This is a genomic window from Nitrospira sp. Nam74 (assembly GCF_965152615.1).
The window spans coordinates 15,887-32,000 of sequence record NZ_OZ224220.1; the positions used below are offsets into that span (position 1 = coordinate 15,887).

Here is a 16,114-nt window from a genome sequence, read left to right on the forward strand (position 1 = left end):
CAGCGGGTCAAGGAAGCGGTTGCAGTGATGATAGCGGTATAGGAGCACGGATACGCACGTGCGCACAGACGGCCGATTTGGCGAGACGCGTGCTCAATGTGCTGCAACGAGGGACAATCAGATAAGGAGTATGATAAGGAGTCGGGCCGCTGTTCTCTAGAGGGGCGCGGTTGCTAATTGCGAGATCCAACATGCGTTGGTCACATTTCGCGATCCTGTCCTGGCTCGTGAGTCGATGGCAAGGCAGCCTCCGCTTTCGCCAAACGACGTTCCTGTCCCTGATCATTCTGCTCATCATGGGAATCGGTTCGGCTGTGACGTTATATGAACAGAGCCGAATCATGCGGAAGGCCACCGAAGATCGAGGCGTCGCCTTCAGTCGAGGCCTCGCCCTGATGGGTGCACTGGTCGTGTCCGACAAGCTGTTTCGGATTCAGGAAGAAATCGATCAGTACAGCCAGGACCCGGATATCGTGGAGATCGACGTAATCGACCATGACAATATGATCGTGGCGTCAAAACACCTGGAACGCATCGGGACGGTGTTGTCAGACCCTGAGTGGCTGGCCATGAAAGGTGAGACCGAATTTCTTGCCTACGGTCATGATGCTCGAAGCCATCCTAGTCTTACGATCGTGGAACCCTTGGTCGTCAACGAAGAAATCCCGGCGAGGATTCGAACCATCTTCTCGCTGGCCAGCGTGCGCCGAGAGGAGTGGCAAGGGGTTCAACGCATGACGCTCGTTACGTTGGCACTGATCACCGCTGGAATGGTCGGCATTCAAGTGGCGCAGCGACACATTGGTCGTGTGTTTCGCGGCATCATCGGGCAACTTCAAAGTGCGCTTGCCACACTCGAAAGCGCTGAACTCGGTCAACGCGCCCCCGTATCGGTTGAGCGCCAAGGCCCTCCCGCCATGTCGGTACGGCAAGTTGGTCAGGGAGAGTTGGAACATCTGACCGAGGTCGTCACCACCAGCACGGCGCTTCTCAAGCGGCAGTCGCAGGCGCTGCGGGAGAGTTGGGGCCTCTTGCAGGCCGTCTTGGACAATACGACCGCCGTCATTTATCTGAAAGATACGGACGGCAAATATCTTCTCATCAACCACCAGTATGAATTGCTGTTTCACGTGTCGAAGGAGCAGACGGTCGGCAAGACGGATGCGGATCTCTTTCCAGCCGAATTGGCCCATGCGTTTCGGTCCAACGATCTGAAAGTATTGGAGGCCCGAAGGCCGCTTGAGCTTGAGGAAGTAGCGCCGCATGATGACTCGCTGCACACGTACCTTTCGCTCAAGTTCCCCCTTTGCGATGCCTCCGGCCAACCGTATGCGGTCTGCGGAATCTCTACGGATATCACGGAGCGCAAGCGGGCCGAAGAAGCCTTGCAGGTGCTCATGGTCTCCTTGGAAGAGAAGGTGAAAGAGCGAACGGCGGAACTGGAGATGGCTCGGGATCAGGCGCTCATGGCCACCAGGCACAAGTCTGAATTTTTGGCGAATATGTCCCATGAGCTCCGCACACCCCTGAATGCGGTGATCGGGTTCTCCGACATGCTGCTGGAGAAGATGTTCGGCGACCTGAATCAGAAACAGCATGAATATGTACAGGATATCCTGTCTTCCGGTCGCCATTTGCTCGCGCTGATCAATGACATTCTCGACCTCTCGAAGGTGGAGTCGGGTCGAACCGAATTGGAATTGTCGACGTTCAACTTACCAATGTCCTTGGAGAATGCCCTGACGCTCATCCGGGAGCGAGCAACGCATCATGGAATCCAGGTGTCGAACGATTATGATCCCCGATTAGGGGACTACACCGCCGATGAACGGAAGCTGAAGCAGATTCTGCTGAACCTTCTGTCCAATGCCATCAAGTTCACTCCTGAAGGCGGACGCATTTCGGTGGGGGCTACGTTGCGGGAAAGTGGGGTCGAAATTGTAGTGACCGACACGGGCATCGGGATCGCTTCAGACGATCACCAGAGGATATTCGAGGAGTTCTATCAGATCCGTAGCGGCATGCGGAAGCCGGAGGGAACCGGCTTGGGTCTGGCGCTGGCGAAGAAGTTCGTAGAGCTTCATGGAGGGAAAATCTGGGTGGAGAGCCGAGTGGGCGAAGGAAGCACCTTCACCTTTACGTTGCCGATTCGAGCGGCGGTCGAAAAACCATCCACAGCGGTGCCGGAGCCGGGTGTCATTCAATCCGGACGGCCGGTGGCCCTGGTAGTGGAAGATGATGCCGCGGCGTCCAAGTTATTATCCATCTATTTGACGGAGGCCGGCTTCTCGGTGGAAGTAGCGGCTGACGGCGAGGTGGGGCTGCAACGGGCGCATGACCTTCGGCCGGCCATCATCACGCTCGACATTTTAATTCCCAAATTGGATGGCTGGGATCTCTTAGCCAGACTGAAGACGGATCAGACCATCGCAGCGATCCCGGTGGTAGTCGTCTCAATCCTCGAAGAGCGGGGCAAAGGATTCGCGCTCGGTGCCTCCGACTATCTCGTCAAGCCCGTGGACCGCGAGGAACTGATCGGCACCGTTCAGCGGGTTGCCACTGCCGCTGGTCCCAATCCTCGCGGCACAACGGTTCTTGCCATCGATGACGACCCCCTGGTCCTGGAACTCATGGATGCCATGTTGACCTCGGAAGGCTTCACCGTGCTGAAGGCCGGAGACGGTAGGGAAGGCCTTCGCCTCGCCCGGCTGCGCCGCCCAGATCTCATCGTGCTGGATCTTCTAATGCCCGAAGTGGACGGATTTCAGGTGGTCGATGAGCTCAAGCGCGATCCCGCCACGGCCGGCATTCAAATTATCATTCTGACGAGCAAAAGCTTGACGCCGCAAGACAAAGAGAAGCTGAATGGCCGGATCGCTGATCTGAAACAGAAGGGCGAGTTCAGCCGAGCGGACTTCGTGGCTCAACTTCTGACGGTCCTTCGCGCGAAAGGGGCATCATGGCCGGCGAGTTGATCTTGATCATCGAGGATAACGACAAGAATCTGAAATTGCTTCGGGACATGTTGCAGATAAAGGGGTATGAGACTATTGAAGCCACAACGGCGGAGGAAGGTCTCCCGCTTGCGCGCGCTCAACGGCCAGCCCTGGTCCTGATGGACATCCAATTGCCTGGAATGGACGGGATCACTGCATTCCGCCGGCTACGGTCGGAGCAGATTACCAAACAGATTCCGGTGATTGCCGTGACTGCGTCGGCCATGACGCTGGACAAAGCGAAAATCATGCAGGCCGGATTCGATGGCTATCAGTCCAAGCCCATTCACGTGAAGGATTTTGCCGAGGAGGTTCGCCGGGTGCTCGATGCCGCACGGAAGAGAGTCACTGAATAAGCACCCTATTGATACGGGGATATTATGGAAAGTGGACGAGCAAAGGTATTGGTTGTTGATGACACCCCGATGAACATCAAAGTCCTCCTGGACTTGCTCACGGTCAAAGGATATGAGGTCATCACGGCTGAATCGGGGTCGGTGGCCCTGGAAAAAATTGTGACGCGTAAGCCCGAGGTCGTACTACTGGATGTCGTGATGCCCGAGATGGACGGGTACGAGGTCTGCCGAAGAATTCGCGCCACTCCGGAAACGGCTGTGCTGCCGGTAGTCATGATCACGGCGCTGGACCCGGCTCAAGAGCGCATCAAAGGTCTCGAAGCCGGAGCAGATGACTTCCTCACGAAGCCGATCAATCAGGCCGAGCTGCTGGCCCGAGTCCGCACCCTCCTACGCATCAAACAACTTCACGATGAGGTGACCCTACAAGCGGCTCAGCTTGCCGAGTGGAACAAGACCCTGGAAGAGCGGGTCCGTGAACAGGTGGAACAGCTCGAACGACTGGCACGGCTGAAACGCTTCTTTTCGCCGCAAGTGGCGGAACTGATTCTAGCCGGGAGCGCCAAAGATCCTTTTATGAGCCATCGTCGCGAAGTGACCGTGGTGTTCCTTGATCTCAGGGGGTTCACGGCGTTTGCCGAGACTGCTGAGCCGGAGGAAGTTATGAGTGTGCTCCGTGAATACCACGCGGAGATGGGCCAGCTGGTTCAGGACCACGAAGGAACCTTGGAGCGCTTCGCGGGAGATGGCATGATGATTTTCTTTAACGATCCCCTTGAAGTGCCGAATTCAGAAGAGCGGGCCATCCACATGGCCGTCACCATGCGACGCCGGCTCGAAGAGTTGCATGCGAAATGGCTGAAGTTGGGATATGAGTTGGACAGCGGCATCGGAGTCGCCACCGGGTATGCGACGATCGGGGTGATTGGTTTTGAGGGTCGTTGGGATTACGGCGTGATCGGCACGGTCAGCAATCTAGCCTCCCGCCTCTGCGGCGAGGCGAAGCCGGGCCAGATTCTCGTTCCAAAACGACTGTTCAGTAGCGTGGAGCCGATTATCGAAGCCGACTTGATCGGCGATCTGAGCCTGAAGGGGTTCCATAGGCCCATCACGTGTTACAATATTGTCGGACTAAAAAGCCGACCTGGGTCGGTTGACCGCGCCGCAAGCGTGGCTATCTAACTAGAGAATGCGGCTGTATACTCAGACGTAATCATCTTATCCAAAAAGGGGGGTGACAGGCTTCGACGGGGATACAGAGGTCAGCGGTGCATGCCGAGCTCTCGGAGTCTCGTTAAACCTTCGGGAAAATAGCAACTGCCAACCAAGAACTGGCACTCGCAGCTTAATTAACTGCGACGTTCCGCCGCCTGATGCCTGCGGGGGTGGACGGAGCGCGATGCAGCAGGCTGGTCCAAGGCTGGTGCTCAGTGGCTGAGGACGAGAAATTTCTGGGCTAGCGGTTGTTCTAAGCCGGCCGATGGGCGTGGGCGATCGCGAAATCTAAACTATCGGATACGCATGTAGATCCGTTGCGCCGAAGGTCTTCGGACGCGAGTTCGATTCTCGCCACCTCCACCATGTAGCCCCTGGGTCATACGATCCAGGGGCTTTTTTTGTGCAAAAAGAGTATAAGCATTCATCCTGACAACGTGACAATGCTCTATAAATCTGCCAATAAACTTGTTGCCGCTGATGCCGCTTACCTTGCCGGCCTTATCGACGGGGAGGGGACGGTAACGCTGACTCGACTAAGTCGCAACAGACAAAGAGGATTAGCCCTAACGATTAGCAGTACTGAATTGGAGATCCTGAAACATGCTCTAACCGTAATAGGCGCAGGCAAGATCACCAACAAGAGCATTTCAAAAGCGCATCACATACCAAGCTACACGTACCAAATCACAAACCGCCAAGCACTTGATGTATTGCGACAGATTGGCCCTTACCTGAGAGGTTATAAGGCAGAGCGCGCTAAGCTTGCGTTACAGGAGTATGTCAGGTTGACGCCTCGTAACGGCCGTTATACAGAAGAGCAGCTCGAAGAACGAAATCTTTTCGTCCAGAGATTTTTCTCCATCAATAGCCAGGGTCGCTAATGTAAAGACGTTGCAGCATCGCGTCCGCTCAGGTACATTCCACGCTCAATGCCCCATCTCTATGAAGAAGTATTAGCACGAGTCGCTGCCTGGAAGGCAGATAACTATTCCTCTCCGCAGTTTCCCGCCATCGCAGAAATCCTTGAATGGGCACACAACGCTGAGGCAGGCGGGCTCCGTTTCTTACGTCGGCCACAACTTCAAGCGCTGGAGGCGTATTGGTATTTGCGTCTTGTTGAGCAGACGCCGCATGTCTTTGATCTCTACAGGAAGATCTATCCGCCAGATGAGAATATCTCACCTCTGCTCGATGCTCTTGGGATCCCTGACGCTGCCTTCAAGTCAGTGAACTATAAATCCGACGCTCTTTGGAACCGCATACGGTCTGATGACGGTTTCGTTCGAGACTTTAAGCTCGAAGCGCTTCGAGAAACATTGCCGCTGGGCTATGCCAGTTATATTCTGGCCCTGGCTATGGGGGCGGGAAAGACTATTCTGATCGGAGCGATCATTGCGACCGAGTTCGGGATGGCCCAAGAATATCGTGACGGGCCGTTCGTTCAGAATGCTTTGGTCTTTGCCCCGGGTAAAACCATCATCGAATCCCTCCGAGAATTGGTCGAAGTGCCGTATGAAAAGATTCTTCCGCCTCGCCTGTACAAAGGATTTGCTGCCTCGATCAAGCTTACATTCACTCGGGATGGCGAGAAGGATGTCCCAGTGGTTCGTGGCTCGTTATTTAATGTGGTCGTGACGAACACCGAAAAGATCCGCATCCAGAAGGAAACGATTCGGAAAGCCGACCTATCTGGGCTCTTTGCCCCAGACCGTGAAGACGAGGCTAGAGCGGAGGTGGCGAATCTACGACTGCAGGCGATCGCCAGCTTGCCACATCTTGCAGTCTTTTCCGATGAAGCCCATCACACGTACGGGCAGTCATTGGATGTAGAACTCAAGAAGGTACGCAAGACCGTTGATTATCTCGCAGCGAACACGAATGTGATCTGCGTGGTGAATACGACGGGGACACCGTACTTTCAGCGCCAGCCGCTTAGGGACGTAGTGATCTGGTATGGGCTTTCCCAAGGAATCAAAGACGGCATCCTGAAGGACCTCGCAGGAAATATTCAGGCGTATGACTTTTCAGATGACGCAACAACATACGTGGCACACGTCATCGAAGATTTCTTTAAGACATATGGCGACGTGCGGCTCCCGAATGGTGCGACCGCAAAGTTGGCGATGTACTTTCCACAGACAGATGATCTCAAGGAGTTGAAACCGGTCATTGATCAAGCGTTGGTCCGTATTGGACAAAGCCCGGCACTATGCCTTGTTAACACTTCCGATGGCAGCATGACGAAGCAGGCCGACATTGATGCCTTTAACCGTCTGAACGATCCTGTCTCGCCGCATCGCATCATCCTGCTCGTGAATAAAGGGACGGAGGGTTGGAACTGCCCTAGTCTCTTTGCCTGCGCACTGGCTCGCAAGCTGAGAACCTCCAACAATTTTGTGTTGCAGGCGGCAACGAGGTGCCTGCGTCAGGTACCGGGCAATACAGAACCCGCCCGCGTGTACCTCTCAACAGACAACTTCGCGGTGCTGGATCGGCAGCTTCAGGAGACATACGGGGAAAGAATTGAGGATTTGAATCGGACTGGCCAGGAAACACGCCGGGCGCGGATTGTCTTGCGCAAGATCCCTCTCCCACCCTTAGTGGTGACCCAAACGATTCGTACGGTGATAAACAAGAACGACAAGGTCGCAGAGATTCGCCTGGCACTTCCCACTATTGGCTCACAGGGCGTGCTGAAGAAAGCGATCTTTACTATGGCCGAGCAGGAGGCCACGTTCAGCGTCTTACAACAGATAGGCCCTACGCTTTCGATTGAGACGACGCCCGGTGCAGCCGATGTCTATACGGTCGCGGTGGACATCGCAAACCGCTACCGTCTTGACCTGTGGACCGTGTACGACGAACTCAGGGGCTGTACTCGACTGACGACATCCCACAGGCGCATGTGACCGACTTAGCTCGACAGATTGAAGAGCAAACGCGTCAATATGAGGTCACGGAGGAAAAGGTTGATGTGGCGTTGGCGCTGGTCAAACCGGAAGGGTTTCAGAAAGAGACAGAGGCTTCGGGAGCAGTATGCTACACCGCGGAAATCATTTATCCCAAGGACCGCGAACACCTGTTGGCCCACTTCGGCATATGGGGGGACAAAGCCGGACCGTTCGGGTTTCACTACGACCCCTACAATTTCGATTCGAAACCGGAGATGTCTTTTTTTGAGCAAATGTTGACCTAGTTAAACCTCCTAGCCAACGATGTGGAGGATATCTACTTTACCGGCGCACTCACCGATCCCAATAAATCTGACTTTTTCGTGGAATACAAAGACGACAAGAGCAAATGGCGGCGTTACACACCAGATTTCCTCATTCGGAAGAAGCCATCCCTTGGTGGAAAACCGGGAAGTGGCCAGGTGTTTATCGTCGAAATTAAACGCGAGCACGATCGCGCGCATCCAATCGATGGTGAGAACGGTCGCAAAGCCCTAGCGCTACGAAAATGGGAAGATCTGAATCCTGAGCGGGTGAAGTATCGAATGATTTTCACTCCTACCGACACTGTGAGCGCAGACCAAATGCAAGAAGCACGGAAGTTCCTCGAAAGAAGGGAAGCTTGACTGGAGAGAAGGCTTTGTGAAGAAGACAGCCAAAAAGAAGCTGACGAAGGCCCCGGTTCGCGCAAAAGCGATACCACCAACCGCGGTGCTACAAAAAACCGCCACGGTCGAGCCACTTAAGAAGACGGCGGTCAAGATCACTGCGGCTAAAGGTCGCCCGATGCTGACTTGGGTCGGTAAGCGACCACTTTCCTATGTCACCGCCTTTCCAGCACAGCACATTGAGACCTTTGATCCTGCCGGCCCTCTCAGCAAGCCGGCAAATCTGGAGGCGTGGAAAGATTGGCCCAACAGCTACCCCAAAGGCGGGCTGCTCTTCCACGGGGATAACAAAGAAGTACTGGCGCATCTCCTGGCGAACGGGTTTCGTGGCAAGGTCAGCCTGATTTACATCGATCCCCCGTTCGACTCAGGCGCAGACTATGTGCGCAAGGTCTCGCTCCGTGGCGCCAAAGGGACGGCCAAGCTCGATGGGGAGACTTATACGCTGGGGGAGCAGATTCAGTACACGGATATTTGGGCGAATGACAACTATCTGCAATTCATGTTCGAGCGGTTAATGTTGTAAAAGGAATTGCTTGCTGAGGATGGGTGCATCTATCTCCATTGTGATCCCTCCCGGAACAGTTACCTGAGAGTTATCATGAATGAGGTGTTTGGGGCTGCAAATTTCATTAACGAAGTTATCTGGCAGCGGCTCAGCGCACACAATGACTCTGGGCGGTTTGGGATAGTTCACGATACTCTCTACTATTACTCTAAAAGTGACAGCCGCAATTGGAATCCACAATCCGTTCCGCTTAGCGAACGCTATATCGAGCAGTTCTTCGATTCCGTTGAAGAAGGCTCGGGTCGTCGCTATTCAAGGTCCGATTTGACAGCGCGAGGATTGCGGGCTGGTGAGACAGGCAAACCATGGCGAGGTATTAATCCCGCTGAGAAAGGGAACCACTGGAAGGTTCCTGTTGCCCAACTTGATGAGTGGGACAGATTGGGCAGAATCCATTGGCCCAAGAACAATAGCGGTATGCCGAGGTTGAAGCGGTACCTGGACGAGGTCCAGGCTGAGGGCGGCTCAGTGCAAGACATCTGGTACGATATAAAACCCATCCATAATCAGTCTACGGAAATTCTTGATTATCCAACCCAGAAACCAGAGGCTCTCCTTGAGCGCATGCTAAGGACCTCAACTCATTGTGGCGACCTTATCCTGGATTGTTTCATTGGCTCCGGCACAACGGCTGCCGTCGCTCAGAAACTCGGTCGTCGCTGGATCGGCTGCGACATCAACAAAGGGGCGATCCAAACTACCGCAAAGCGATTACAGGGAATCATCGCCGAGCAAATCGCCGCCGCGAAACTTAAACCGGCTAAGATTGAAATGTTGCCTGGTATGGAACAGACTGAGGAAGAGGAAGAACTTCAACCGGCCCAACTCGGCTTCACCGTCTGGCGTGTGAACGACTACGATCTTGGCATCCAGCACAACGAAGCGGTTAACTTGGCCTGTGAGCACATCGGGATTCAGCGCACTCGCACGGATTCCTACTTTGACGGGACGCTCGGCAAGTCGCTAGCCAAGATCATTCCCTTCGGCCATCCGCTCACCCCGCTTGATCTTGAAGAACTTCGCCGTGAGCTCGATGTCCGAAAAGAGGAAGATCGAGCCGTCACGGTCGTCTGCCTAGGAATGGAAGTCACCGCCAAGGCATGGATTGAGGATTGGAACCGGCTTCGCACAGGCAAAGATGCCGTGAATCGCATCACGGTGATTGAACTGCGCACCGATCCAAAGTATGGCAAGTTCATGAAACATGAGCCGGCCACGGCGAAGGTGAAGGTCATTCGGAAGAACGGCATTGTGCTCGTGGAGGTTGAGGACTTCATCTCCCCGACTATCATCGAGCGTCTGCAGCAACAAGCGGGTCTGCTACAGCCCAAGATCGATGACTGGCGAGCGATGGTCGATTGCGTGATGATCGATTCAACCTATGATAGCAAGGTGTTCAACGTTGCGCTGGCCGACGTGCCGAGCAAGAAAACCGACTTCGTGACAGGTCGGTATGAGATCCCAGGGCCGGAAGGAAAGACGACGGTCGCCGTGAAAATTATCGACATGCTTGGGGAGGAAGTATTGACGCTTCACGAGTTGTCCTGACACGCATGTGCTATTCCAAAAACCGGTCTTGACTCCATCTTCCATCCAGCCTAGCCTTAAGTCTCCATGAACCGAGCCGAGCGCCGGCGACAGGAGAAACTTCAGGGCCGCGAGCATAGCGGTTCTGCGTTGGCATTGAAGCCGCTCTTCGATGAGGCGGTCGTCCATCATCGTGCCGGGCGGCTCGATGATGCCCGGCGCCTGTACCACAAGATTCTGGACATCGATCCTCATCATGCCGAAAGTCTGCATCTGCTGGGGCTTATCTCGTATCGGCTAGGACAGTTGCAGGAAGCCGTCAAACTGCTTTCGCAGGCGACGCAAGAGCGGGCCGACCGACCGCCGTACTGGTTCAATCTTGGTGTGGTCCTTCACAAACAGGGCAAGCCGACCGACGCGCTCTCCGCGTACGAAAAGGCGCTGGTGCTGCACCCACAATATCCCGAGGCTCATAGCAATGTCGGCAATGTGCTGATGGAGCTGGGCCAATCAGAGGGCGCGGCTGCGGCCTATCAACGGGCTCTGCGCATTAGGCCGGAATACGTCGAAGCGCACAATAATCTTGGCGTGGTGCTGAAAGAACAAGGCAAGCTGGATGATGCACGGATGTCCTATGAGCGGGCGCTACGATTGGCGCCGAATCACCTGGAGGCGCACTGCAATCTGGGCAGTGTGCTGATGGATCAAGGCAAGCTGGGCCATGCCGTCACGTCTTTCGAGCGAGCCCTGCAGATCAAGCCAGACTATGTAAAAGCCATGTATCATTTGGCCTTCGCGCTGATGTGGCAGAAGCGATTCGAGGAAGCGCTGGTCTATCTCCGGCGATCCGCCGATCTGAAGCAGAACCATGGACGATCGATTACCCTGTCCTCCATCTCCAAATCACGACTCAAGCATGATGCCGAGCAACTGCGCTATCTGTTCGATCGTGGTCGCATCGGTGCCGAGTACTCCTCCTATCTTGATGCGCTCGTGCGACTTAGTCGCCGCGCAGCTGAGGATTCCGAGACGACTCCCCGCATACAGGTGGACACCGATGAGCTTCAGGTGATTGCCCCTTCATTTAATCGCATTCTTCATTATGCGGAGAGTGCAGCACTTCTATCGGGCGCTGTGAATCCCGCGCTCGACGTGCCAGCCATCGAATCTCGCTATCATGCGACCCATCCGGAAGTCATGTATCTCGATGGACTGCTAACGCAAGAAGCGTTGACGTCGATGCGCCGTTTTTGCCTGGAGTCGACGGTTTGGAAACGGGATTACGAGAACGGCTATCTCGGCGCGTTCTTAGGGGATGGGTTTTCCTGTCCCTTGCTATTACAGATATCCGAGGAGCTGCGGCTCAAGTTCCCCGGCATCTTTCAAGATCACCTGCTCACACAAGCCTGGGCGTTCAAATATGACAGCGAACGAACGGGGCTGAACATCCATGCAGATGCGGCGGCAGTGAATGTCAATTTCTGGGTAACGCCGGACGACGCCAACCTTGATCCGGAACACGGTGGACTAGTGGTGTGGGATAAAGAAGCACCGAGAGACTGGAATTTTAAGGACTACAACAATACAGCGAATGAGCCAAAGGTCCGTGAGTTTCTGGCTCACAGTGGCGCCAAAGCCGTGACAATTCCCTATCGTGCTAACCGCGCTGTCATATTCAACTCAGATCTCTTCCACGAGACGGATCGGTTCCACTTCAAAGATGACTATGAGAGCCGACGCCTCAATATCACCTTACTGTATGGCCGACGGCTCAATGAGTGAGGAGAACATGAAGAGGCGCACGGGGTGACGTCTACGTGCAGCCTGGCGACGACGGCGAGAGCTCGGGGGAGTAGCCACGACGGGGCTGTCCCTCCCCCTCGCTCGTCAATATGGATTGCCGTCAGTGGTGAACCGATTCCCCGACGTACCGATCCCCGTATTGTTTCATCCCGTCCGTAATGGCCCGCCATTCCTCCGGCGTCAACTGTTCTTTGATTTTGAAGCGCAGTCCCAAAATTTTGCTCGCCGAGCGCATATGCGCGTTGTTGGTCTCATCAAGAATCTTCGTGAAGTCTTCCGGGGGCGCATTGTAGTTGCTGTTGAGCTCATATAACTTGCGGTGTGCTTCCCGACGCTGATCGTGCGACTGCTTGGCTTCATCGACGATCTCTTTCGCCAGCGCTTTGACGCGCGATGCTTTATCGGGATCCTTCACCGACTGGTCTATCAATTCGTTCATTTGTTTGGTCCCGCGCTGCATCGCTGCGGTGCTATCTCGCTGATATCCGTGGTGTCCTCCGCAACCGGCCAGCGTCACGATGAATAGCGTAGACAGTATTCCGATTCTTCTCACTCCGTTCATGCAGTTCCTCCTAATGAATAATAGATGGAGGCATTCTAAGCCAATCCTTGGATAACGGCCAGTATCCGCGATCCTTTTGACATCCAGTCTCTTTGCCTCGTAGGGCCTTTCCTTTTGTGTTCGCCTCACTTACCATATCAAGGATGGCCGAGAAGAAACCCAAAAAGCCCCGGGCAGCGGGGCCCGTGAGGCGAAGACGCAAACCGACTGGCACAGCGATTGGCTTAAGTGCTACTGAGCTGCAAGGGGCGGCTCCGCCAGGCGACGTGGCAGAGCTGCATCGGCATATCGAGTCCGATGGCGGAAAGGTTATGGCCATCTATCGTGAGCCGTTTGGTGGACGATGGATGATCCTGGCGGCCCTGCCGATTGAGCGCGTCGCGGCCACGCCATTTCAGCGGAATTTATCAGATACGCATGTGCGCAAGCTGGAAGCGGTCATCAGCAAGATCGGACGCTTTCTCGACCCCATCATTGTCGTGCGTGCGCAAAAACCGTTGGAAGAGACGATCACGTACTGGACGCCGAACGGGCATCACCGGTTGTCGGCCATGAAGACGCTGGGCGCGAAAAGCATTACAGCCATTGTCGTGCCCGAGCCGTCCGTGGCCTATCAGATCCTGGCTCTCAATACTGAGAAGGCGCACAATCTTCGGGAAAAGTCCCTCGAAGTGATTCGAATGTACCGCGAGTTCGCGCACATCGGGGTGCTCGGCGAAGACGCGTGTGTGCTGGAGTTCGAAGAGCCGGCCTTCATCACGCTTGGGCTCTGCTATGAGGCACGGCCGCGCTTTAGTGGCGGTGCGTATCACCCTGTGCTGAAACGTGTGGATCAGTTTTTGGCGTGCTCGTGTCGAGTGGCGTTGGAGACGCGACAAGTACGGGCGAAGCGGCTCCTAGAATTGGATGATCTCATCGTCGAGAAGGTCGAAGCCCTGAAAGCCCGTGGCTTGACCAGTCCCTATCTGAAGAGCTTTGTCGTGGCCCGCGTCAATCCCATTCGTTTCCGTCCGAAGGATGCCCCTCCCCTATCCTTCGATGAGGCGATTGACCGCATGAAGACCGCCGCTGAAAAGTTTAAGCCTGACAAAATTAGAACCGAGGATCTCGCGAGATCCGGTGGAGCACCGGACGAAGTAGAATAACGCGCGTAGGCCCTTTGCCGCGCAGTATAGCGCCAGCTGGCATGGGTGACGATATGGTCCTTCGCTCCTTGTCCTTGCGATCCAATGTGGCTGTCCGCATTTAGACCCTCGATTCGTCAGAGCCAGGGACCTTGCAGCGGTTGTCGTTCAGGATTAGACTTTGATCCTTTCCTATGAAAGGAGATCGGTATGGGACTCGCAGATAATGCCTGCATACCTTGTCGAGGCGGAGTACCGCCCGTAGAGCCGGCCCGGGCTCAAGAATTACTCAACCAACTTGCACGGGGTTGGCAGATTAATAAAGATGGTCACTTGGAACGGCTATATACATTCTCGGATTTTGCGCACGCCTTAGACTTTGTGAATAAAGTTGGGGCTATAGCGGAAGCGGAAGGACATCATCCCGACCTGTATTTGACATGGGGCAAGTGCAAGGTGGAGATCTGGACTCATAAGATCAACGGGCTGACCGAAAGTGATTTCTATTTAGCCGCCAAAGCGGATCGCGCGTTTGATTCGCTGCGATCGGCTGCCTAATCGTCTTTCCAGGCACAGCACCATTCCATCACTATTCACAAAGGAGGATACGAGATGGGACAAATAGGACGAACGTTGCTGATGCTTCTGTTGTCCGCCAGTCTCAGTGGTACAGCAATGGCTGCTGAGAAAGGGGCTAAGAAAGGCCACGGGAAGGACGTCAAAGCCATGTCTCAGGAACAACAGGTCAAGCTGGCCGAAAGCGCGGCTCCGGCGCGAATTTCCAAAGAGGCCACCATCATGGTCTACGGGCAGGACGGTAAGCTGACGGAAGCAAGAAAGGGGAGCAATGGCTTCACCTGCATTCCAACCGTCAATTTCCGACGGGACGCCGATCCCATGTGCTTTGATGCTGCGGTCGGACAATGGGTCGATGCGCTGGTCAACAAGAAGGACAAACCCGATAATACCGTCCCCGGCGTGTCCTACATGGCACGGGGCGGCTATCATTGGGAAAAGGGCGGAAAAATCCTCATGGAGGAAGAGGCGGGTGCAAAACTTGTAAAGGAGCCACCGCACTGGATGATCATGTGGCCTTTTAGCACCGAGAACTCTAAGCTTCCGTCACATCCGAACCCGTCAGGCGCCTATGTCATGTTCGATGGAAATCCCTATGCGCATGTCATGATCTATCAGGACCCCAAGAAAATGAAGTGAGCGCCGTCTTTGGGGGAGTACCGCGCCGGCGGTGCTCCCTCTTTCATATCCACTACGGGAGCGATCCATGAAAGTGCTCGTACTTGGGGCGACCGGCTTTCTCGGATCAAACCTGGTGCGAGCCTTACTGGACCAGGGTGACGAAGTGCGGGCGCTGATTCGCCCGGGCAATCCTGGGAGGACCTTAGCGGATCTTGCAGTTGAGCGCGTTCACGGGGATCTGAACGATGTTCAGTCATTGCCTCCTGCCTTCGATGGCGTCCGTACTGTCTACCATACTGCCGGTTATTACCCCTCTGCTACGATTCCTGTCGAGGCGGCGGTCCGTCAGGGCTTGACGCAGACCCGCAATGTCTTGGACGCTGTCAGGAGGTCCGACGTGGGTCGGTTCGTTTTTACCAGTACGCTGACCACCATCGGCTTTCCAAAAGTACCGGGGACGCTCGCAACGGAAGCCAGTGCCTTTGCCTCTCGATTTCCCACGAACCCCTACTTGATGTCCAAGGCGGCCATGGAGGATGCCATGCTCGACGCGGCGAAGGAAGGCGTTCCGGTCGTTGTTGTCAATCCAACGGCCTGTTACGGTCCCTATGATAGTAAGCCAACCAGTGGCGCGCAGCTGCTCATGATCGCCAAGAGACTCATGCCGGGGTATGTGCAGGGACCGGTGAATGCTATCGATGTACGAGACGTGGCGGACGGCATGATACGAGCCGCGACACGAGGCCGCATTGGCGAGCGATATATCCTCGGTAATTGGAATACCACGCAAAAGGAACTGGGTGAATTAATGGCACGGGAGGCTGGTGTCGGGGCGCCCAAAGTTCCTGTCCCGTTTTCTGTGGCGCGCTATGGATCGAAAGTCGGCGATTGGGCGTTTCGCACGGTGCTTCGGCGTCCGGCGCCCGTTCCGGGCTTCTTCGTGGAGGTACTGCAGCACATGCAGCAGTATGATTGCTCAAAAGCCATTCGTGAGCTTGACTATCCCCGTCATCCGGTTGAAGGGGCCATCCGCGATGAGCTCGCCTGGTTCCGCGGTAACGGCTATCTATGACAACAGTGGCGAGTTGAGTCGGACCTCTGTGTAAAGCTTGTCATGATGGCGACGTTACTCCTCAATCCGCTC

General features: G+C 55.1%; 15 protein-coding genes and 1 other RNA gene. 15 read left to right on the forward strand and 1 reads right to left on the reverse strand.

Annotation, left to right across the window (positions count from 1 at the left end):
- Positions 1 to 191: 191 nt before the first annotated feature.
- The 11 genes from ACWHYZ_RS00070 to ACWHYZ_RS00120 all read left to right on the forward strand — a co-directional run bounded on the left by ACWHYZ_RS00070 (position 192) and on the right by ACWHYZ_RS00120 (position 12,066).
- The gene (locus ACWHYZ_RS00070) at positions 192 to 2,975 is read left to right on the forward strand and encodes a response regulator (RefSeq protein ID WP_447985267.1); all 2,784 of its coding nucleotides are present in this window, start codon (positions 192 to 194) and stop codon (positions 2,973 to 2,975) included.
- On the forward strand, positions 2,960 to 3,352 hold the full coding sequence (locus tag ACWHYZ_RS00075; protein ID WP_447985268.1) for a response regulator: 393 nt from the start codon (positions 2,960 to 2,962) through the stop codon (positions 3,350 to 3,352). Before ACWHYZ_RS00070 ends, ACWHYZ_RS00075 begins: the two co-directional genes overlap by 16 nt.
- Positions 3,353 to 3,376: 24 nt before the next feature.
- On the forward strand, positions 3,377 to 4,534 hold the full coding sequence (locus ACWHYZ_RS00080) for a response regulator (RefSeq protein ID WP_447985269.1): 1,158 nt from the start codon (positions 3,377 to 3,379) through the stop codon (positions 4,532 to 4,534).
- 48 nt (positions 4,535 to 4,582) lie between these two features.
- Positions 4,583 to 4,933, forward strand: a transfer-messenger RNA (tmRNA) gene (gene ssrA, locus ACWHYZ_RS00085).
- Positions 4,934 to 5,010: 77 nt separating this feature from the next.
- The gene (locus ACWHYZ_RS00090; RefSeq protein WP_447987498.1) at positions 5,011 to 5,451 is read left to right on the forward strand and encodes an LAGLIDADG family homing endonuclease; all 441 of its coding nucleotides are present in this window, start codon (positions 5,011 to 5,013) and stop codon (positions 5,449 to 5,451) included.
- 48 nt (positions 5,452 to 5,499) lie between these two features.
- A complete protein-coding gene (locus ACWHYZ_RS00095; protein ID WP_447985270.1) occupies positions 5,500 to 7,479 on the forward strand; it encodes a DEAD/DEAH box helicase family protein in 1,980 nt (659 codons plus the stop codon).
- Positions 7,476 to 7,766, forward strand: coding sequence for a hypothetical protein (locus ACWHYZ_RS00100; RefSeq protein ID WP_447985271.1), 291 nt, complete (start codon positions 7,476 to 7,478; stop codon positions 7,764 to 7,766). Before ACWHYZ_RS00095 ends, ACWHYZ_RS00100 begins: the two co-directional genes overlap by 4 nt.
- Positions 7,767 to 7,787: 21 nt before the next feature.
- Complete coding sequence (locus ACWHYZ_RS00105) at positions 7,788 to 8,147, forward strand: hypothetical protein (protein WP_447985272.1); 360 nt, start codon at positions 7,788 to 7,790, stop codon at positions 8,145 to 8,147.
- A 16-nt stretch (positions 8,148 to 8,163) separates the two neighbouring features.
- On the forward strand, positions 8,164 to 8,715 hold the full coding sequence (locus tag ACWHYZ_RS00110; protein WP_447985273.1) for a hypothetical protein: 552 nt from the start codon (positions 8,164 to 8,166) through the stop codon (positions 8,713 to 8,715).
- Between the two features lie 6 nt (positions 8,716 to 8,721).
- Positions 8,722 to 10,305, forward strand: coding sequence for a site-specific DNA-methyltransferase (locus tag ACWHYZ_RS00115; protein ID WP_447985274.1), 1,584 nt, complete (start codon positions 8,722 to 8,724; stop codon positions 10,303 to 10,305).
- Positions 10,306 to 10,371: 66 nt separating this feature from the next.
- Entirely contained in the window at positions 10,372 to 12,066 is a 1,695-nt protein-coding gene (locus ACWHYZ_RS00120; protein WP_447985275.1) for a tetratricopeptide repeat protein, read from the forward strand.
- Positions 12,067 to 12,187: 121 nt separating this feature from the next.
- Here the strand turns inward: ACWHYZ_RS00120 and ACWHYZ_RS00125 are convergent, their stop codons facing one another.
- Entirely contained in the window at positions 12,188 to 12,649 is a 462-nt protein-coding gene (locus ACWHYZ_RS00125; protein ID WP_447985276.1) for a hypothetical protein, read from the reverse strand.
- Positions 12,650 to 12,834: 185 nt separating this feature from the next.
- Here ACWHYZ_RS00125 and ACWHYZ_RS00130 point away from each other — a divergent pair, with 185 nt between their 5' ends.
- From ACWHYZ_RS00130 to ACWHYZ_RS00145, 4 genes are all read left to right on the forward strand, one after another.
- Positions 12,835 to 13,794 carry a chromosome partitioning protein ParB gene (locus tag ACWHYZ_RS00130; protein ID WP_447985277.1) on the forward strand — a complete coding sequence of 320 codons (960 nt, stop codon included), beginning with the start codon at positions 12,835 to 12,837 and terminating at the stop codon, positions 13,792 to 13,794.
- 189 nt (positions 13,795 to 13,983) lie between these two features.
- The gene (locus tag ACWHYZ_RS00135) at positions 13,984 to 14,331 is read left to right on the forward strand and encodes a 4a-hydroxytetrahydrobiopterin dehydratase (RefSeq protein ID WP_447985278.1); all 348 of its coding nucleotides are present in this window, start codon (positions 13,984 to 13,986) and stop codon (positions 14,329 to 14,331) included.
- Between the two features lie 54 nt (positions 14,332 to 14,385).
- Positions 14,386 to 14,988 (forward strand): hypothetical protein, encoded by a 603-nt coding sequence (locus tag ACWHYZ_RS00140; protein ID WP_447985279.1) that lies wholly within the window; start codon positions 14,386 to 14,388, stop codon positions 14,986 to 14,988.
- Between the two features lie 67 nt (positions 14,989 to 15,055).
- Positions 15,056 to 16,042: an NAD-dependent epimerase/dehydratase family protein gene (locus ACWHYZ_RS00145; protein WP_447985280.1), complete on the forward strand. Its 987-nt coding sequence runs from the start codon at positions 15,056 to 15,058 to the stop codon at positions 16,040 to 16,042.
- Positions 16,043 to 16,114 lie beyond the last annotated feature (72 nt).